Genomic DNA, 19203 nt, shown 5'->3' with positions numbered 1-19203 from the left:
CGGCCCTCCGAAATGACCGACCGCACCCGCCGCCGCCTGCTCGCCGCCACTCTGGCCGGTCCGCTCGCGGGCTGTCTAAGCGGCGGGGGTGTGCACGCCCCGCGAGGTTCCTCCGCCATGGCCGACCTGATCGTCCTCAACGCGCGCGTCACCACGCTCGACCCGCAGCGTCCGTCGGCCACGGCCCTGGCCGTGGCCGACGGCCGTGTACTCGCTGTCGGCGACGATGCGCAGATCGCCGCGCTCGCCGGCCCGGGAACGCAGCGCATCGACGCCGGCGGCCGGCGCCTGATTCCCGGGCTCAACGACAGCCACATCCATCTGATCCGCGGCGGGCTCAACTACCACCTGGAACTGCGTTGGGACGGCGTGCGCAGCCTGGCCGATGCGATGGCGATGCTGCGCGAACAGGCCGCACGCACCCCGGCGCCGCAGTGGGTGCGGGTGGTCGGCGGATTCAGCGAGCATCAGTTCGTCGAGAAGCGCCTGCCGACCCTCGAGGAAATCAACGCGGCCGCGCCCGACACCCCGGTGTTCATCCTGCACCTGTACGACCGCGCCCTGCTCAACCGCGCGGCCTTGCGCGCCGTCGGCTACGACAGAAACAGCCTGGATCCGCCGGGCGGCCGGATCGAACGCGACAAGGCCGGCAATCCGACGGGGTTGCTGCTGGCCAAGCCCAATGCGCTGATCCTCTACGCCACGTTGGCGAAAGGGCCGAAACTGCCGATCGAGTATCAGCGCAACTCCACTCGCCACTTCATGCGCGAGCTCAACCGCCTCGGCATCACCTCGGTGATCGATGCCGGCGGCGGGTTCCAGAACTACCCCGACGACTATCGGATCATTCGCGAGTTGCACGCAGACGATCAGTTGACCGTGCGCATCGCCTACAACCTGTTCACCCAGAACAAGGGCGGCGAACTGGCCGATTTCGAGCGTTGGAGCGCGCTGCTGGCGCCGCGCGAGGGCGACGACCTGCTGCGCCACAACGGCGCGGGCGAGATGCTGGTGTTTTCCGCGGCCGACTTCGAAGACTTCCGCGAGCCGCGTCCGGAGCTGCCGGCGGAGCTGGAGCCCGATCTGGAGCGGGTGGTGCGCCTGTTGGGCGAAAGGCGCTGGCCGTTCCGCATCCATGCCACTTACGACGAGAGCATCGATCGCATCCTCGACGTCTACGAGCGGGTCGATCGCGAAATTCCGCTGCGCGGACTGAACTGGTTCATCGATCACGCCGAAACCATATCGGACCGCAACATCGAGCGCATCGGCGCGCTCGGCGGCGGCATTGCGATCCAGCACCGCATGGCCTACCAGGGCGAGTACTTCCTGCAACGCTACGGCCCGGACGCGCTGCGGCGTACGCCGCCGGTGCGGCGCATGCTCGCCGCCGGCGTACCGGTCGGTGCGGGCACCGACGCCACCCGCGTGGCCAGCTACAACCCATGGGTCGCGCTGTACTGGCTCAGCACCGGTCGCACCGTCGGCGGGCTGGCGATGTACGGCGACGACAACCTGGTCGAACGCGAGCAGGCGCTGCGCTTGTACACCCAGGGCAGCGCCTGGTTCTCTGCGGAGCAGACCCGCAAAGGCGCGCTGATACCGGGGCAGTTCGCCGATTTCGCCGTCCTGTCGGCCGACTACTTCAGCGTCGCCGACGCCGAGATCCCGGCGATCACCAGTCTGCTGACCGTGCTCGGCGGGCGCGTGGTGCACGGCGACGGCGAGTTCGCGCCGCTGGCGCCCGAACTGCCGGCGCCGATGCCGGACTGGTCGCCGGTGGGGCGCTTCGGCGGCTACCAGCCGGGCACGTTGATCCAGGCCGTAGCGGGTCTGGGCCAGGCGCACGCCCAAGCGCACGGCGGCGCCTGCCACGCACATCCGCACGGCCATGCCGCGCGGCATGCCGTGCCGTTGGCCGACGAACGCGGCTTCTGGGGTGCATTGGGCTGCTCCTGCTTCGCATTCTGACTTCTCTTCGAACGCATTCGCGCTGGAGCTCGCATGAATCCAAAGCTGTTGGCCGGCTTGCTGTTGGGCTTCGGCATCGGCCTGGGGTGCCGGGCGCTGGGCATCCCTTCGCCCGCGCCGCCGGCCCTGGCCGGCGCCCTGCTGGTGGTGGCGATGACCGGGGGTTACACGCTCGCCGACCGTTTCCTCGCACGCCGCCCGGCGATGCGCGTGCACGACTGCGGCGGTCCCACCGGACTGACCCGCGACGTCGCGGAGCGCGACAAATCATGACCGCTACCTTGATCGGCCTGATCCTGGCGCTGGCGATCGGCGCAGCCTGCCGCCTGGTCGATATTCCAGTTCCGGCGCCGCCCAAGCTCCAAGGCGCCTTGCTCGTGCTGGCGATGACGTTGGGTTTCCTCGCCGGCGAACGTTGGCTGAGTTGAAGCAGCACGTACCGACGCTCGATCCGGAGCCGCACAGCGCGATCGCGCAATTCCGGGCTCTCGCCGGTGCCGACTCAGATTCGTCGCTACAACCCGTACACCGCAATCCGCTCACCGAGGCCGTCCATGCCCAATCCGCCCCGTATCGACGAAACCCGTCGCCAACTGCTCATCGCCGGCTCCGCACTGGCCGTCGCCGGCCTGGGCCTAGCGGCCTGCAGTTCCGAAACCCCTTCGGCCGCTGCGACGGCCGATCCCTCACCTTCTTCCGATCCGGCCATAGGAGCCAAGACCATGGGTACCATCACCACCAAAGACGATGTGCAGATCTACTACAAGGACTGGGGCCCGCGCGACGGCGAACCTGTGGTCTTCAGCCACGGCTGGCCGCTCTGCGCAGACAGCTGGGAGGCGCAGATGCTCTTCCTGGCGTCCAACGGCTATCGCTGCATCGCCCACGACCGCCGCGGTCACGGCCGATCCAGCCAGCCCTGGGACGGCAACGACATGGATCACTACGCGGACGATCTGGCGCAGCTGATCGAGCACCTCGACCTCAAGGGCGCGACGCTGTTCGGCTTCTCCACCGGCGGTGGCGAAGTGGCGCGCTACATCGGCCGCCACGGCACCGCACGGCTGAAGAAGGCCGGCCTGATCTCGGCGGTGCCGCCGCTGATGCTCAAGACCGCCGCCAATCCGGGCGGCTTGCCGATCGACGTGTTCGACGGCCTGCGCGCCGGCTCGATCGCCGACCGATCGCAGCTGTACAAGGATCTCGCCGCCGGCCCGTTCTTCGGCTACAACCGACCCGGCGCGAAGAAGTCGCAGGGCGCGATCGACTGGTTCTGGATGCAGGGCATGTGGGCGGGGCACAAGAACGCCTACGACTGCATCAAGGCCTTCTCCGAAACCGACTTCACCGAGGACCTGAAGAAGATCGACGTACCGGTGCTGATCGTGCACGGCGACGACGACCAGGTCGTGCCGATCGACGCCGCCGCCCGCGCCTCGGCCAAGCTGATCAAGAACAACCGGCTGATCGTCTATCCGGGCGGCCCGCACGGCATCACCGATACCCACAAGGACCGGCTCAACCAGGATCTGCTCGAGTTCCTCAAGTCCTGACCGCTTGCCACGCCGGGCCGCGCCGCGGCCCGGCTCAGCCAGGAGTAGCGACCATGTTGGGAATCACCCCGTTCGGAGCGTTCCACACCGCCTTGGCCTTGCTCGCACTGATCGCAGGCGTGGCCTGCCTGCTTCGCCATGGCCGCATCGCGCTGGCCTGGCGCAGCGGCCGCGGCTACGTCTGGCTGACCGTCGCCGCCTGCGTGACCGGGCTTTTCATTTTCCATCACGGCGGCTTCGGCCCGCCGCATGCCTTGAGCCTGCTCACCCTGGCCGCGCTGGTCGCGGCCGCCGGCGCCGAGCGCTACCGCTGGTTCGGCCGCGCCGCGGCCTACGTATCGACGTTGACCTATTCGCTGACGTTCTTCTTCCACTTCATTCCCGGCTTCACCGAGACCCTGACCCGGCTTCCGGCCGGGCGGCCTTGGGCGAGCGGACCGGAGGATCCGAAGCTGGCCGCGATCATCGGCTTGTGCTTCCTCATCTATCTGATCGGCGCCGCATGGCAGGTCATCGCCCTTCGCCGGCAGGCCAAGCACTCGAACGCCGCGGGTCACGAAGCCTCAGGCCGGGCAATCCAGTAAAAGTACGAGTACCCGGGCGCGGCGAGGTTCGACCTCCCCGCCCGACGGAGCTTGTCGTGGGGCCGCCTCATTCCTTCGGCGGCCCCGTGCTTTCGGCGGCATTTTTTGGGCCGGGAACAATCTCGATGGCCGCCGCCGGAAGACGAAGGAGGCTTGTTCCTCCCGAATCTCGAAACAGTCCAGATCCGGACACGACTCCAGACGCCAATAGTCCCGGGCACTTTCCAGCTTCACGACGTACCGGGCCTGTATTTTGTCCGGGCTGAGCGACATCGAAGCTCCGGGTTCGGCTCGCCAGCCCAGGGGGCGCGCGCGTCGACGCACCTTCACTATCGCGGTGTGCGCGCAAGTTCCGCTCGTCGGCGCCCCAACTCTGACACCCGCCAGCCCGGCCCGTCGCGGAGAATCAGCCCCTTCTTTTCCAAGCTGGCCAACGCCAACTCGGTGAGCACGTCTCGCTCCCACTTGAACAGCGGTGGTCGCTTCAACAAGACCGAGAAGGCCGCGCGCTCGTCGGGCGAGAGGTCGATCATGGCATCAAACCAACACTTGCCGGGTACGCCTGAGGAAGGCGTGGACCTCGCGCTCGACGTGTTCGTCGATCATTTGCTCGGGGCGACAACCATTCGGACACGCCAGGCGCGGCGTCGTCCCGAACAGCCGACAGATCAGCGGCCGCTCCTCATAGGCCTGGCAGCCGCTTGGGCCCAGGTGAGGACAGGTCCAATCGGCCAGGGCAGCCTCGTGTTCGGCCGCCGTCTTGATCGGAAGCCGCGCCATTTCCTCAGAAGACGCCGTCACCGGCCCACAACAATCATGGCAACCGTCAATGCAGCGGAACGACGGAATCCGCCGCCGAAGCTCAGCGATCTTTCGATCGTTGTCTGTCATCAGGCCTCTCCCAAAAATCACTGCGGCGATTGACGCGAAAGCCTTCGGGCTAAGCCTTCTTCAGGAATTCGGTGCGCAGCACCAGGCCCTTGACTTTTTCGACGTTGCACTCGATGAGATCTTCGTCGTCGGTCAAGCGGATATTTTTGCAAAGCGTCCCGCGCTTGAGCGTGACCGAGGTGCCCTTGACCTTGAGATCCTTAATCACCAGAACCGAATCACCATCGGCAAGCGGCGTTCCATTACTATCTTTCACAATCATTTTTAACTCCAAAGAATCTGAGAACCCAACGGCACCGTAGAACGGCGGCCGCGCGCCAACCAGTCGGATGGATGAGTCAGGCTCGACGGCAACGCGCTCCGCAGCGGATGGGGGTTTCGTGGGTCAGGAAGAAGGCGTCCTGATACGCCTGGCGAAAGCGAAGCGCGTCAATCGCTTGCGCACGCGTCAAGCCGTTGGCCATGAAGTGCGCCGCAAGTTCCGCGTCGCTCGAACGATCGTCGTTCGCCAAGTGGTCCTCCACGAATGCCAGGATCGGCCAAGGCAACTCCGCCAACTCCAGATCGGGCTCCAACCGCACGATTGTCCTCTCTTTGCCGTCACTGGACCGCGGGAGCGTCCTGCAGATTCACCCGGGGTGCGATCCAATAGCACTGCTGAATCGCCTCCAGGATCAAAGCCAACACCAAATGGACGCCAGAGGAAATCAATCCGACCTTGCGCCGCTCGCGCCCCTCGATGCCGCCGGCGGCTCGACGCAGCGCTTCGTGCAAGCCCGCACGCTGCTCACCGCCTGGCGGGTAAATGCTGAAGTCGCACGCCCCTGGCGCTACTCGGGCGACCTCGTCCAACAAGGTTCCCTGCTCGATGGCCCGATAGACCTCAAAGAAGGTCAGATTGCCCTGCAGTTCGATCTCAACCGCAGCGGTGAGCTGGAAGCCCACAAAGGTCAACGTGCTCAATTGGGGCAGTGGCGCAGACATGCGAAGGACTCCTGACAACGATGCGTCATGCGCTGAACGGGCGCGCACTTGCACCGCCCGCCCACGGCTCGGCCATGATCAGATTGGATATACAAAGCCTATCAATAGATGTTTTGCACATCAAGATAGATGCTGTAAGAATGACATGCGCCTCAGCCGGGTGTCGAACTGCACGTAATTGGCGATCATTCGTCGCCTTGCCCCCTCTATCGACGGCCACGATGACTTGCCCTACCGCTCCTGCTGCTCAGCCTCCCGCCATTTCGTCTGCAGGGGCACCGCGTTGATCACGGCCAGCCAGCTTCGCGCCGCCCGGGCTCTGTTGGGCATGGATCAGAAAACCCTGGCCGAGAAGGCGGGCGTATCGCTTCCTACGATTCAGCGCATGGAGGCCAGCCCGGGCAATGTTCGCGGCGTGGTCGACACCCTGACCAAGATCGTCAACGCCTTGGATGCGGCGGGCGTCGAACTGATCGGTGAAAACACCCCCAGCTACGGCACCGGTCGAGGGGTGCGACTCAAGTCGCCTCCCTCCGACCAGGGATAGCGTCGCCGGGAACGCCCCCCAAAGCCCAAGCGGACCGCGCCCATGGCCTCGCCGTCGCCTCGCTTCTCCGTGCTGCAGCGCCTGTACGAACCGAAGCTGCTGACGGTCCTCCGGCATGGGTACCGCCTTGAGGACTTTCGCCGCGACCTCGTCGCGGGCTTGACTGTCGCCATCGTCGCGCTGCCGCTTGCGATGGCGCTGGCGATCGCCTCCGGCGTCGCGCCGGAGAAGGGCCTGCACACGGCCATCGTGGCCGGCCTGCTGATTTCCTTGCTCGGTGGCTCGCGGGTGCAGATTGGCGGCCCGACCGCAGCGTTCATTCCCGTGGTCTTCGCCGTCATCCAGAAATTCGGTTACGAGGGGCTGATTCTCTGCACCCTGTTGGCAGGACTGATGTTGATCGCAGCCGGCTTGATGCGGCTCGGCGCGCTGATGAAATACATCCCGCAACCCGTTGTCACGGGCTTCACCGCGGGCATCGCCGTCAGCATCTTCCTCAGCCAGATCAAGGATCTGCTCGGCCTGCGCATCGATGCGCTGCCGGCGGAGTTCTTCGCGCGGATGCATGCCCTTGCCCAGCACCTGGACAGCGCGCAACTGGCGCCCGCGTCGCTCGCACTCGGCTGCATCGCCCTGGTGCTGGCGTTGCGCCGCTGGCGCCCGAACTGGCCGGGGTTTCTGATCGCGTTGCTGATCGCGACCATCGCCAGTACGGCGTTGTCGCTGCCCGCGGACACCATCGCTCGCCGCTTCGGCGCCGTACCCGCCGCGCTGCCCGACTTCGATATTCCACGCATCCCTTTCGAGCGCACGCTCGAGATGTTTCCAAGCGCGTTCACGATCGCATTCCTGGCCGGCATCGAATCCTTGCTGTCGGCCGTGGTCGCCGACGGCATGACTGGCGGGCGTCATCGATCCAACGGCGAGTTGGTCGCGCAGGGCGTGGCCAATGTGGGGAGCGCGCTGTTCGGCGGATTGCCGGCGACCGGCGCGATCGCGCGCACGGCGGTCAACGTCCGGGCCGGCGGCCGCACACCCGTCGCGGGCATCGCCCACGCCGGATTCCTGCTGATCTTCATGCTGGTCCTCGCCCCCCTGATGGGCTACGTGCCGCTCGCCGCGCTCGCCGGCCTATTGGTCGTCGTCGCCTGGCAGATGGCCGATGTCGAAAGTTTTCTTCACCTGATGAAAGGCCCTATCGGCGACAGAACCATCCTGCTGGCGACCTTCGCCCTCACCGTCGCTTTCGATCTGACCGTCGCCATCGAAGTCGGCCTGGTATTGGCAAGCTTCCTGTTCATGCACCGCATGAGCGAAGTCGTCGAGATGCAATCGAACATTTCGCTGCTCGATCACGACGAAGGCAACGGGGAAGAGCTCGACCAGCGCGCGCAGCTACCGCCCGGCGTCGAAGCTTTCCAGATTTCGGGGCCCTTGTTCTTCGCCGTGGCCAATCGCCTGGACGAAGCGCTCAACCAACTGCCCACGCCGCCGAAGGTGTTCATTCTGCGCATGCGCTGGGTTCCGCTCATCGACGCCAGCGGCGTCACCGCCTTGACACAGTTTCTGCGCCGCTGCGAATTGCAGGGCACGCGAGTGATTCTTTCCGGCCTGCGCCCTCAGCCTCTGGCTATCCTGCGACAGATGCACATCCATCCCGATGGGCAGCAACTGCGTTTTGCCTCCGATTTTTCCGAGGCCATCGCATCGGTGCGCGCGGATCAGCGCCCGCGCAGCTGAGTATGCGCGACAGCGTTAGCCGACAACGGCCTCAAGCCACCGTGTTGCAGCGAGTTCATTCCCCCTGAATGCCGCTGCGCCCGGCAGGTGCGCGGTTTCGGTAAAGCGGGAGTGCCCGACGCTCAAAACCGAACACCCGCCACGCAGGCCATGCCCAACCACCCTGGCCAGCGCACCGCTTCCCAGCCAGCCGCGTTTCGGCCGTTGAACGCCCGCGGGCGGTCTCGCCCGCTCCGTTCTCTGCTCCCTGGAGTACGCAGCGAGGTCGCCTACAACTCGCGACCCGACCGCCCCCCTTCCACCGCACTCATACGATCTTCGAACAATTTCACGTATGTCTTGACCTTCTCCCGATAAGCATCCTCATCCCGAAGGCCCAGAGGAACGATATCGAGACGTTGACGAATGTCCTGCAATTCGCAGAACAACACCATGCACATCCGTCGGATTTCATCCGCTTCCTTCCCGGCTACCACCGCATCACCTCATTGGGTCCGAAGGACATTGCCATCAGCCGCTGTCGCAACATGCGTAAGCTCCACAGAGCATTGGGCGGTCGCAATCGCTTGCGCGCTTTATCGGGTCGCACGTTTCAATCGGGTCTTGCCCCAACCCCGCGGGAACGGATCGTTCGCAAACTTGGACCTGACGGCGTCGAACACCGCGTCGGTGTCGCCGTGTGACTGGAGATGGCGAAGCACCGAAGTGGCAACCACATTCGCCAGCTCCGTCGGCAGAGGCTCCGTACCGCTCGGCAGAAAGGTCAACTGAAGGTCTCGCAACAGCGACGAGCCCGGCATACGGGAGCGCGCGAGCTCCAGCGAATCGAGATACTCCGCTCGAATCGACTCGGGCTGCGCCGCGCTGACCACGAACGCACAGTCGCGTTTCGATGCCGAACTCGCTTCGCGGTCAAACGTCGTCAAGCACCCCTCCAGGGGCATCGCCCGGGAACTCGGCGCGGCAACTCGAGACGGACCGACACCAACCACCGTGACGGCCACACGCATTGCCGCCCGAGAAAGCAGGGCCGCAACGGAGGTTTCCTCCGCCAGGGCGGTTCGCTGAAACGGAGCCGCCAGTTGCGGCGCGCAATCGCGGAGCCAAGATGCTCGCGCCGGCAAAGGTATGCCGGGCAGCATCCTCCCCCGTTCAACCAGCATGGCGCGCAAGCAATACCCGACCTCAACCCATGCCTGCGGCACCGTGGGCCAGCACAAGACCACGGCGCTCACCGGCACGCCCTCACTGTCCACGCCTTGCGCGGATGCGACAAAGGCCATTCGGTCCGGGGTCATGGCGCTACCGGGCTGGGCATCTCGCGCCCTTGTCGCTGCGCGGGCATGTCGGGCAGATGTCATTCCAGGGGCTTCCGGCATCAAGGCCCCACAAGGGGCCAGGGAGATGGAATGAGCATATCAACAGATGTTCTATACATCAATATCAATGCATTTACCCGCCCCTGGACGGCCAATCTGCGGCCCAAGGGGACCCGTGGATGCCTGCCCCTAGACACCGGACCGGCAGACGAACGCGCCTGGACGTTGGGTCAACGCGCTACGGCACCCGCAGTTCGCCGAGCACCGCAATGTCGCAAAACACAGGCGACAACGGTGCGTGGTCCGCGACCGGATCGCCAAGCTCAAGCCAGACCGTTTGCCTACGTTTCGATCGTAGCCGCCCCCTCTGATCGGTCCATAGCCGCGGCGGATCGACCGTCAGATCGTTTTCGGTGGCGCCGCTGGGACGCGTGTCATCCGGGATTGGGGATCTGGACGATCTTGCGGCCGATGCAGATCCCGCCAAACGCCATCAAGACGGCATCGCTTGAGAACCCACAATGCGGAACCCTGCACCCTGGGCGCCAATGCCAACCGCACCGCTGTTGCGCAAATTTCGACCACCGAAATGCCAGGCCCACCGCCGCCGCATTCCGAAGTCGTTCGCGAATGGGAAACTCCGCACTTGCAGATGGAACTCCCTATCGTCGCGTTCGGGACACGAATGGTTCCACTCCTGGCCGTGGATTCATCCACGCCATCAAACCGCTCTTTTGAGTCGAGCGCGACGCGGCAGACCGTCGGCCACCGGTATGCTCAAGATCCATTTGAACGAAACCACGATCTGTGACGATATAGTGCGCTGTAGCGGGAGGCAGGCAATCTCGCCGACGGGTTTGGGGACGAAGTACGGGGACGCGCCCTTTTTTGGGGAGAGGAGGGCGATCGATGATCTCGAAACTGCCGGAACCTGTTCGCTTCTGACAAGTCGAACCGAATAACCACAGGACCTCTTATGCGCCCGTTGTCTTACTGGTTCTTTTCTGCCGGCCTATCGCTTTTGGCTTGCGCCTTCGGCTCTCCGGCCCACGCCGAGGGTCGATGCCCACCCGGCTACTATCCGACCGGGGGCGGAAGTGCGGGTTGGGAGGCCTGTGCACCGATGGGCCCCATCGAGGAGGCGGCGGATGATCGAGAGGAAGAAAACGGCAGCTACGTCGACGGCCTCCCTTTTCGGCGTTTCGACCCCGAAGAATGGAAGATCCTGATGGAAGGGTCGCGCAAGGCCGAGGAATGGCGCGAGGCCGAGCGGATGAAGGACCCCGCTTATCGTCGTCTGAAACAGGGGTACTGGGAATATCCCGAGGCGAGCAGGAGCGATCACAAGCAGATTTGTCTTGCCAGCTTTCTGACGCCACAGGGAGGCGTCATGCTCATGGACTGGGCCGGCGAGAATCCGGGCACGTTTCTCGCTTTTTATGGGGCCGGAATTGCGCCGACGAAACAGATCGTACGGCAGCGCCTCAGCTTGAAACAATCCGGAGAAACTCAGCAAGTGCAGGCTTTTCGCGGATCTTTTCCATGGGAACAGCGGATGGGCATGGTGATGTTCGCGGTTCCTTCAACCCAGGCGTTGCTGGATGCGATCAAGGATGTGCAGGACTTTGAGGTCGCGTCGGGCGACGAGACGTTCATCTGGGGCGAATGGCACAGCGGCCACCAGGCTCGGGACCGGTTGCGCCAATGTATAAGCCGCCGCCGTTGAGCATCGGTCGCCGTGAGGCGGAAACGGGTGGATTCGCGCAGGGTGCCGGCTTCCCAAAACCAAACGCCCCTCGCTGAAGCCCGCCGAGACCGGGGCTTTGAGAGGGCGCGCGGAGTGCGCAGAGAGCTCTCCGCCGATAATTGGCGCGCCATGCCTACCGGATTCGAACTGGTAGGTTCACGCAAAGGAAGGAACAGCCCGATAGAACGCGCCTATAGGATGCAGGGGCAGCTACAGGTTCCTCCGGCGGCTAACTCGCCCTCTGGTTCTCCCAGCGCTGTCGGTACAAACGTGCGAGCGGCGGGTAGAAGATCTGGGTCGGGCGGTACCGCGAAAGCTCCGTCATGTCCATGAACAGCATGAAAGAGCCGATCGCCAGAACGCCGCAGATCAACTGCACAAAGGTGGGGGCGCCGTTAACAACCGTCCCCGGCATGTACAACTCGGCGAACAGTAGAGGCCAAGCCAATGCGGTGACCGACAGTCGGCGCTGATGATCGTGCCGCCTGGCGTCGTCCTCTTCTCTGGCCTTGACGACCAAACTCAATAGGAGAGCGTCCTTTTCGGCTAAGGCGTGTTCTTCAAGTTGGCGCGGCGTTACGTTCCAGGGATCTGGACCGCCGCCAGTCGGCATATCGCGCTCGGGCAAGAGTCGCCAGACATATTCGCCCAGGGCAACTATTACGCTGCTGCCAACTGAGAACAGGAGTAGCAAGGAAACAAAAAAAAGTACGCCCCAGCCGACGCCAAGCCCCTGGACTCCAAACGTCCAGTCGAAGGTTAGAAGATTCTTGCCGAGGTTGTAGGACAGGAACAGATCCGCGGCCGCAACCGCGTTGACGATCATTAGGACGAAAGTTACGTCGTTGTACCGTTCTAAAAGAGAGATTGCTGTTTTTGGGTCGGGGATTTTGTTTTCGCTGCTCATGTTTGCGACTCGAAAAGTTTGGCAAGGAGGATCCGCAACCAAAAGACCCAAGGCGCCCCTGAAACGCAATTCAGGGCCGAGTCCGTACGGGCCATTGGCGAGTTGGGTTGTGTCGTGTTTCTACGACCAATAAAGCACGGCTTGACTCACTTGCAAACAAATGGTGCTTCGCTTTGTGAGCGCTGCTATCCCTGAGTTTGGTGGATGGTCGATACCCAGCAGGGAACTCCAATCGCTTACCCATCGGTTCGGATACCGGGCGCTCTTCCACGCCGTCGTGCTCGGCGAATCTAAGGCGTGCCCATTGAGCTATGGAGCCGCACGAACGTCGGCGAGGTTTCCCGCGCCTCCCATTCCATCTGCTGCAGATGGGCGCGCAGCCCAGGCGGCGTACGGGCCATCGGTGCGGCCCAATGGCGCTGGAAGTCGAACGCCCGCTCGGCGTCGTGGACATCCCAGGTCTCGCCGACCTCAAGGGCTTCCAGCCGGCCGGCAGCACGCGCATGGGCGCAGCAGATCCCGAGGGGGCTGCGGCGGCCCAGGCGCGGGGACCGTGCGGCGATCGGGCGCGGGCGCGGCCGCCGCCGAGTTCTTCCATGCGCGCCGCGAGGCGCTAGGCTGAGCCTGGGTAGCTCGTCCGGCGGGATCGCGATACCGCCGGGGCCGAGGCGCCCACGAAAGCGAGCCTGGGCCTGCCGGCGAGCGAGCGCTGTCCCTGCCGTGCCGCCACCAAGGGCAGGTTACAAGCGCAGCAAAACCCAGCAGACTCCCGCTCCGAGTTCCCCGAGAGAATCGAACTTCGATGCGAAAGGCGTGGGACAAGATTCGAACCCAGATCGAGGCGCGCCTGCCTGCATACAGCGCGCGCTCGATACTGCTGGGCGTGGCGGTATGGGCGTTGGCGACCTTGATCAGCGCAGCTCAAGGGCAGGCCTTCGCCGCCTACCGGGGCCGTCCTCAGGATTGGTGGAGCACGCTGGGCTATACCGCGGCGATATTCTCGGTTTGGGCGGTTCTGGCGCCGGCGATAATGGCCGCGGCCGATCGCTTATTCGCAAGCGGTTTGAACAAAGTCCAGCAGGCGGCCATCGCCGTGTTCGGATACTTGTTCGCTACCGCACTGCACGTCGCCTTGTTCGTCGTCGTTTTCTGGCCCGTTTATGGGTCGGGGCTGCCGAACCCATCGGCGATGGTATGGCCGGTGGTATTGGCCAACTTGGACAAGGCCGCCTTCGCCTATACCGCTTTGATCATCGCCGTGCTGATCCGTCGGCACCTGCGCCAGCGCCCCGGCGCCGCCGAGGCGGCGCCGGAACGGCCCGAAAGCGAGGGGTTGTGGGTTCGCGTGGGCGCCGGCTCGCGCTTGGTCCGCTTTCACGAGATCGACTGGATCGCCGCCGCCGGCGACTACGCCGAGGTGCACGCCGGCGGCCGCAGCCTGCTCATGGATCGGTCGCTCGCCGCCCTGACCGACGAGCTCCCGGCGGACTTCGCCCGCATCCATCGCGGCGCGATCGTGCGCCTGGACCGGATCTGCGAGATCCGCCGCTTGGGCCGGGGCGACGCCAGCGTGGTCCTGCAGGGCGGCCACACCCTACGCCTGAGCCGGCGGTACCGGGACAACCTCGCCAGCGTTCTAGCCCGCTGAGCCCGCTCGCCGACAGGACGGTCCCGCTCGCAGAATTGCGCTGGCGTCTGCGGCCGACCCGGGTTTAGCGTGCCCCCAGGTACTGGAACGAGGTGCTTCGCCGTGCGCAACATGTACTCTGCCTTGCTGTTCGCTCTCCCCGTCCTATTGCTGTGGATAGGCTCGATCAAGGCATTCGGCGCCGACGACCGGGTCGTCGTCATCGGCGCCCTGCAGGGTCTGCACGATCGCGAGCCGGCCTTTGACTATGATCGTCTGCGCTCGGCGATCGTCGAGTTCCGCCCGGACGTCCTGGTCCTGGAAGTCAGGCCCGACGAACTCGCGGAGAAAAAGCCGACGCCCGGGCGGCCGGAATATCCGGCGGTGATCTGGCCGCTGCTCGCCGAGATGCGAATTAATGCCGTCGCCATGGAGCCCGGCGGCGATCTTTATGAAGAAATTACTCGCCAAGCGGGGGCGGCGTTCGCAGCGCTCAAACAACGCAACCCGATCGGAGCCGCAGCCCTAACTCGCCTGGACGAGGCGACCGACGAAGCGCTTCTGGCCTACTGGCAGCAGCCAGGGCAGATCCAGGACGAAAAGACCGCGGCGGTGGCCTATGGCTTGCAGTCGGCCCAGTTCGCGCTGGCCGGCCCGGATTTCGCGGCCGCCCAGGCCCGCTGGGACGGCTACATGGCCAGCCAAGTGCGGAAGGCCGTCCGCGACCACCCGGGCAAGCGCATCATGGTCGTCGGCAGCTACAGCAATCGCGCGATGCTCGAACGGGTCGCCCGGGAGCAGTCTTCGCAGCGTATCGTCGACGCAGAAGCCTGGGTCGGCAAAGCTGCTGCGCCGTCGGCCGCGAGCGCGAATTGAGCCCGGCGCCGCCTACTCGACGCACCGCTCCCCGTGCATTTCCCGTCTAGTTGCTTGCGCGTCAAGGACCGAGGCTGTCCTGGATCGACTGCGTGCGCGCAATCAACTGTACAAGCGTGATGCAGAGCAAGCCGACGAATGACCGCCGGTCCGGATCATAGTGCCGGCGAAGAACCGAGCCGACGGACGGCTCGCCAGCGCGGTGCCAAAGGCCGCCCCGGCCTGGGGAGCGCCGCCTCAGTCGAGCCTGCGGACGCGCATTCCCCTTAACGACCACCTTCCCGAGGGAGAGCCATGATGAATGTCGGAACACCTGCACGCGCCGCCTCCTCTGCCCGGATCGTCCACCTCCTCGCTTGCGGCGCGCTGGTCGCGTTTGCCGGCACCGCCAACGCACAACAAGCGCTGCGCGGCTGGCAGCTGACCCCCACCAACACCGGCCTGGCCGCGCTGGGCCGGTATACCTGCGATTCCCTGCCTCGCTACACCGGCAACGCCAAACTTCCGGCGGGCGCGCGGATTAGCGACGTGCGCTTCGAGGCGCCGCTGGACCTGTCGGCCGGCGACATCGTCATCGAACGCTCGTGCTTCCGCCCGACCTCGCTCAGCGAGGGCACCGCGGTGCTGACCACGACCGATTACTCGCGCTGCGTCAACGACAGCTGCCCGCCGGCCAAGGGCCGGGTTGAGATCCGCGACTCGGAAATCTCCGGCGCGCTGATCGCGCAAAAGCGCATCTCGCGTTCGTGCGCGTTCCTCGGCGTGGGCATCCTCGAGCGCAATTACATTCACGACACCGGCAGCGGCATCTGCTTCTACAACACCGGCCCGCAATACGACGCCGTCGCCGACGGCAACTACGTCCACCGCTTGCGTTCCTACGGCACCGGCTCCAGCGCGTCGCACAACTCGGCTGCGACCGTGCGCGACTTCTCCACCGCCGCCAATCCATTGCGGCGCATGCTGATCCGCAACAACCGTCTCGACATCCGCTCGGGCAATGACACCGGCTCGCTGTTCTTCCAGACCGCCGCCGACATCGACCAAGTCCGCGTCGAGGGCAACCTGTTCGAGGGCCAGGGCTACCAACTGATCCTGGAGTCGCGCTGGGGCAATAGCTACGGCCGCGCGTTGAGCGTGGTCGACAACCGCTTCAGCGTGACCGGCTACGGCTACGGCTACGGCTACGTGTACGACGAGGACGCGCGACTCGGCTATGGCTGGAGCCAGTGGGTGGACAACTATCGCAACGACCCCACTCAGTCCGATCACCGCGGCGCGGCACTGGCGAATCCGGAGCCTTACTCAGACTGAAGACGGCGGAGTGTCGCCGCCGCGGTGCGGGCGCCGATACGCGACTCCGGCGGCGGCTACGCCGCTGCCGGGTACCCGACGCAGACTACTGCTGCACAGAGTGTGTTGGACTACGTTGAGCTGCTCCACAACCCCGAGTGACGGCATCGTTCCAACGAGGGCCCGTCCCCGATAGGGTTTGAAAAGCGGCACGCACTAAGCGGCTGACGACTGTCTACAAAAACCTGGGCGATTCGCAGTGCATTGGTGGGCGGTCGCTAAATGGAATTGCCTGTGAGCTTCTGTTAGGGAGGATCAAAGAATGATCGATGTCACTGTGTCATGCGCATGTGCGTATAACATCCAACTGCTGCGCCACTTATGCCGCCCCACTTCGATCAGTAGGAATGCACGAACGCTGATGTTCTGAGTGGGTCCCGACGCCCTGTGGCGGCCTCTTCGTGTCTCGTCATAGTTTGCTGCCCAGAGCACATGATTGCGCGGACGTATTGTCCTGCCGCGTCGACGCGGCTCCGTGTATTGCCAACTTTTCGCGCTCCTGCCCCTTGCGTCGATACAGGAGGAGATACAGCCAATGAAGGTCGAATCGAATTGCTTCCTAGTCCTAGTTGCATTGGGTGTTTTCGCGTCCGCCCCTTTTTCAGCGGCCTCATCTGAGTTAGGCACGCTTGGAGGAAATTTATGCGTCGCTATCGACGTGAATGACACAGGGGCGGCTGTGGGCCAATGTCGAACTACGGATGGGGATTTCGCGCCGACCTACTGGGCCGTCACTGGAGTTACGGCAATGGCACTGCCCGGCCTGGAGGTCGACGGTCCTTGCTCGACAGTTGGCATTAGCGGCAATGGTGTTATCGCCGGCAACTGCGAATTGGGCGACAATGGTGAACCTTTTCCGGTCCGCTGGCTCACCCCATCATTGCCCTCCACAGCGCCTCAGTTGCTGAATGCCAGCACCGGACATGATCGGGCTGAAGCGCAATTCATCAATGCATTCGGCACAGTTGCCGGCACGAGTACCGACCCCGACGGCACGGATCATCCTGTATTGTGGAAAAGCGGACAGACGGCGGCGACGTCGCTGCCGGTCCCCGGGCTATTGCCTCCGTTGCTTTCGTCAGTTGCGGAGTGCCACGTCGCTGCGCTCGCAGACACGCCTTCGCCAGCGGTGACTGGTTATTGCGAACTTCGCCACGGCGGCGCCATTGCGGTGAAATGGACGCCAAATTCCGCGGGTGGCTACAGTGTTGCTTCACTCCCGCGAATCTCCGGAGGTTCCAATTGCACTGCAGCCGGCATCAATAGGGATGGATATGTGGGAGGGACGTGCGAGGACGCTGACGGCGACTTAGCGGCTGTTCGTTGGCCGCCCTCAGGGGGCTCGCCTGCGGTGTTGTACGGATTGCCCCGCGAGTCCGCTAACGGCCAGCAGTTGATCGCAACAGCCATTAATTCCGCTGGTGCCATAGTTGGCCGTTTCGTTACTTCTGATGGGAAATATCGGAGCTTCGTCTGGGCTCCCACCGGTGATCCCGCCACCGAGGATGGATTGGATTTGGGGGATCTTGGCGGCACCGTCGTTGTCGCACAACGGATAGCTAACAACGGCGGTGTCATTGGAATTGCTGAGAACGGTCGAGGCGCACAAGCCGGATTTTATTGGAGTGCCACAGGCTCCATGCAGGATCTTGGAACGCTCGGCGGGGCAACCAACCACCCCGTCGCGATCAGTCCAAATGGAGAGTGGATTGTCGGCACGAGTCCTATCAGTACCGGGCAACGCCACGCCTATCGGCTTGGGATATCTCGTTCCGGCTTGACACAATCTCTTATGCACGAACCCAGAAAAAATGCCCAAGTTGCAGCGGGTGTATCCGGCTGTGCGGGCGGACATAGGTTCGTTTCGTATAAGCGCGGAAGCCCTGACGGGTTCTGCTGGAAAGGGTCGGGATATGAGGGAACGCCGTCGTTCTATGCGCTCGCTATAGCGATCGCTGGGCTTGTGATCCTTTTATAGGCCAAGACGTGAATCGCCCAGGGTTTCGTAGACATCGCGGCCGTCGCCGGCGTCGCTGGCCAAGCGCTGGTCGGCGAGCGGCGCCGGCGAGGCGGCGGCGCTAGTACCCGCTTTCGACCCATAGCAGACATCAAGCGACGCATGCACGCAGTCGACGCCTCTCCCGCGCATAGCCGCTCGGCGATCGGCCGACATAGCGGTTAAACGCGGTGCTGAAGGTGCTCGCCGATGAGTAGCCCACGTGTTCCGCGACCTTTTCGATCACCAAGTCCTGCCGGTCGAGGATGTCCTTTGCGATCGCCATTCGCCACGCGAGCAGGTATTCCATCGGGGGCATCCCTACAGCCCGAGTGAAGCGCTGGAAGTAGGCCGATCGCGACAGCGCGGCGGACTTGGCCAACTGCTCCACCGTCCATGCACGCGACGGGTCGCGATGCATCTCCCGGATCGACAGTGCTAGGCGCTCGTCGGCCAGGCCGCGCAGCAGTCCGGCTGGCGCTGTCTCGCCGGGCGCCGCACGCAATGCCTCGATGAGCAGCACTTCGACCAATCGGGTGAGGATGAGGTCGCGCCCCAACCGCGATTGCAGGGCTTCCTCGCGCAGAAGCCGCACCAGTACGCCAAGGCGGTCCTCGCCGCGGACATGGACGACCGGCGGAAGCAGCGCCACCAGCAACGCGGTGTCGGGCGAGTCGAAGACGAAATAGCCGCCAAGCATGCGCACGTCCGGCTCCCCGTCGAGGGAACCATGGCGCAGCTCGAGGCTTTGTCCCTCAATGGCGACGGGATCGACCGGCTCCGGTTCGACAGGCTCGAATCCCGAGAGGACGAATCCCGGCGTCGCGGGCAGGAACACGAAATCGCCTGCCTGCAGATGCAACGGATCGACGCCATCGACGTGTAGCAGGCAGGCCCCATCCGTCACCACGCAAAACCCCGGATATCCGAACGGGGAGTACCTCACGCCCCAACGCCCGGCGCCGGAAATGCTCTTCCCGACGACCCTGCTGGGCCGAAGGAGGGCGATCAGCTCGGCAAGGGGGTCGCTCATGATCGGACTCTGGAGAATGTTTTATGGACTCTACCTCATCGAAAGTCTCGAATCGACTCCCTATCGTGGCCACAC

At 64.3% G+C, this 19203-nt stretch carries 19 protein-coding genes and 1 pseudogene; 12 read left to right on the top strand and 8 right to left on the bottom strand.

All coding sequences use genetic code 11. The features are described from left to right. Nucleotides 1-117 precede the first annotated feature (117 nt). The 5 genes from V2J18_RS00585 (at nt 118) to V2J18_RS00565 (ending at nt 4108) form a co-directional block, all read left to right on the top strand. Nucleotides 118-1971: an amidohydrolase gene (locus tag V2J18_RS00585; protein WP_064746997.1), complete on the top strand. Its 1854-nt coding sequence runs from the start codon at nt 118-120 to the stop codon at nt 1969-1971. A gap of 33 nt (nt 1972-2004) precedes the next feature. After that, on the top strand, nt 2005-2244 hold the full coding sequence (locus V2J18_RS00580; RefSeq protein ID WP_336130577.1) for a DUF1427 family protein: 240 nt from the start codon (nt 2005-2007) through the stop codon (nt 2242-2244). Beyond that, nucleotides 2241-2399 (top strand): DUF1427 family protein, encoded by a 159-nt coding sequence (locus tag V2J18_RS00575; RefSeq protein WP_064746995.1) that lies wholly within the window; start codon nt 2241-2243, stop codon nt 2397-2399. The genes V2J18_RS00580 and V2J18_RS00575 overlap by 4 nt, the downstream gene beginning before the upstream one ends. A gap of 144 nt (nt 2400-2543) precedes the next feature. Beyond that, nucleotides 2544-3524, top strand: a complete 981-nt coding sequence (locus V2J18_RS00570; protein WP_336133026.1) for an alpha/beta fold hydrolase — start codon at nt 2544-2546, stop codon at nt 3522-3524. A 53-nt stretch (nt 3525-3577) separates the two neighbouring features. Continuing rightward, nucleotides 3578-4108, top strand: coding sequence for a hypothetical protein (locus tag V2J18_RS00565; protein ID WP_336130576.1), 531 nt, complete (start codon nt 3578-3580; stop codon nt 4106-4108). 329 nt (nt 4109-4437) lie between these two features. On the opposite strand, the gene V2J18_RS00560 is transcribed toward V2J18_RS00565, so the two are convergent. From V2J18_RS00560 to V2J18_RS00540, 5 genes and pseudogenes are all read right to left on the bottom strand, one after another. After that, on the bottom strand, nt 4438-4641 hold the full coding sequence (locus tag V2J18_RS00560; protein WP_064746992.1) for a hypothetical protein: 204 nt from the start codon (nt 4639-4641) through the stop codon (nt 4438-4440). Nucleotides 4642-4645: 4 nt separating this feature from the next. Next, a complete protein-coding gene (locus V2J18_RS00555) occupies nt 4646-4999 on the bottom strand; it encodes a YkgJ family cysteine cluster protein (RefSeq protein WP_064746991.1) in 354 nt (117 codons plus the stop codon). 49 nt (nt 5000-5048) lie between these two features. Next, a pseudogene (locus V2J18_RS00550) lies at nt 5049-5258 on the bottom strand (alkylphosphonate utilization protein); the annotation flags it as partial. A gap of 79 nt (nt 5259-5337) precedes the next feature. Beyond that, entirely contained in the window at nt 5338-5580 is a 243-nt protein-coding gene (locus tag V2J18_RS00545; RefSeq protein ID WP_222423725.1) for a hypothetical protein, read from the bottom strand. A 19-nt stretch (nt 5581-5599) separates the two neighbouring features. Next, entirely contained in the window at nt 5600-5983 is a 384-nt protein-coding gene (locus tag V2J18_RS00540; RefSeq protein WP_064746989.1) for a hypothetical protein, read from the bottom strand. 226 nt (nt 5984-6209) lie between these two features. Between V2J18_RS00540 and V2J18_RS00535 the strand changes: the two genes are divergently transcribed. Together V2J18_RS00535 and V2J18_RS00530 are read left to right on the top strand one after the other, a co-directional pair. After that, nucleotides 6210-6530 (top strand): helix-turn-helix domain-containing protein, encoded by a 321-nt coding sequence (locus tag V2J18_RS00535; protein WP_315851250.1) that lies wholly within the window; start codon nt 6210-6212, stop codon nt 6528-6530. Between the two features lie 42 nt (nt 6531-6572). Next, nucleotides 6573-8270 carry a SulP family inorganic anion transporter gene (locus tag V2J18_RS00530; RefSeq protein WP_064746987.1) on the top strand — a complete coding sequence of 566 codons (1698 nt, stop codon included), beginning with the start codon at nt 6573-6575 and terminating at the stop codon, nt 8268-8270. 575 nt (nt 8271-8845) lie between these two features. Here the strand turns inward: V2J18_RS00530 and V2J18_RS00525 are convergent. Continuing rightward, nucleotides 8846-9568: a hypothetical protein gene (locus tag V2J18_RS00525; RefSeq protein WP_141233382.1), complete on the bottom strand. Its 723-nt coding sequence runs from the start codon at nt 9566-9568 to the stop codon at nt 8846-8848. Nucleotides 9569-10712: 1144 nt separating this feature from the next. Here V2J18_RS00525 and V2J18_RS00520 point away from each other — a divergent pair. Further along, entirely contained in the window at nt 10713-11315 is a 603-nt protein-coding gene (locus V2J18_RS00520) for a hypothetical protein (protein WP_336130575.1), read from the top strand. 250 nt (nt 11316-11565) lie between these two features. On the opposite strand, the gene V2J18_RS00515 is transcribed toward V2J18_RS00520, so the two are convergent. Next, on the bottom strand, nt 11566-12243 hold the full coding sequence (locus V2J18_RS00515; RefSeq protein ID WP_336130574.1) for a hypothetical protein: 678 nt from the start codon (nt 12241-12243) through the stop codon (nt 11566-11568). Between the two features lie 898 nt (nt 12244-13141). On the opposite strand from V2J18_RS00515, the gene V2J18_RS00510 reads away from it, so the two are divergent. The 4 genes from V2J18_RS00510 (at nt 13142) to V2J18_RS00495 (ending at nt 18077) form a co-directional block, all read left to right on the top strand. Then, a complete protein-coding gene (locus V2J18_RS00510; protein ID WP_336130573.1) occupies nt 13142-13891 on the top strand; it encodes a LytR/AlgR family response regulator transcription factor in 750 nt (249 codons plus the stop codon). 102 nt (nt 13892-13993) lie between these two features. Next, entirely contained in the window at nt 13994-14746 is a 753-nt protein-coding gene (locus V2J18_RS00505; protein ID WP_336130572.1) for a TraB/GumN family protein, read from the top strand. Between the two features lie 297 nt (nt 14747-15043). Next, nucleotides 15044-16060 carry a hypothetical protein gene (locus tag V2J18_RS00500; RefSeq protein ID WP_336130571.1) on the top strand — a complete coding sequence of 339 codons (1017 nt, stop codon included), beginning with the start codon at nt 15044-15046 and terminating at the stop codon, nt 16058-16060. 574 nt (nt 16061-16634) lie between these two features. Further along, nucleotides 16635-18077 (top strand): hypothetical protein, encoded by a 1443-nt coding sequence (locus V2J18_RS00495; RefSeq protein WP_336130570.1) that lies wholly within the window; start codon nt 16635-16637, stop codon nt 18075-18077. Between the two features lie 130 nt (nt 18078-18207). Here the strand turns inward: V2J18_RS00495 and V2J18_RS00490 are convergent, their stop codons facing one another. After that, complete coding sequence (locus tag V2J18_RS00490) at nt 18208-19128, bottom strand: AraC family transcriptional regulator (RefSeq protein ID WP_336130569.1); 921 nt, start codon at nt 19126-19128, stop codon at nt 18208-18210. Between the last annotated feature and the right edge of the window lie 75 nt (nt 19129-19203).

It is taken from the genome of Lysobacter firmicutimachus (genome assembly GCF_037027445.1).
GTDB lineage: Bacteria > Pseudomonadota > Gammaproteobacteria > Xanthomonadales > Xanthomonadaceae > Lysobacter > Lysobacter firmicutimachus.
The sequence above is the reverse complement of the archived record's forward strand: the minus strand, read 5'-3'. Positions and strand labels throughout refer to the sequence as shown.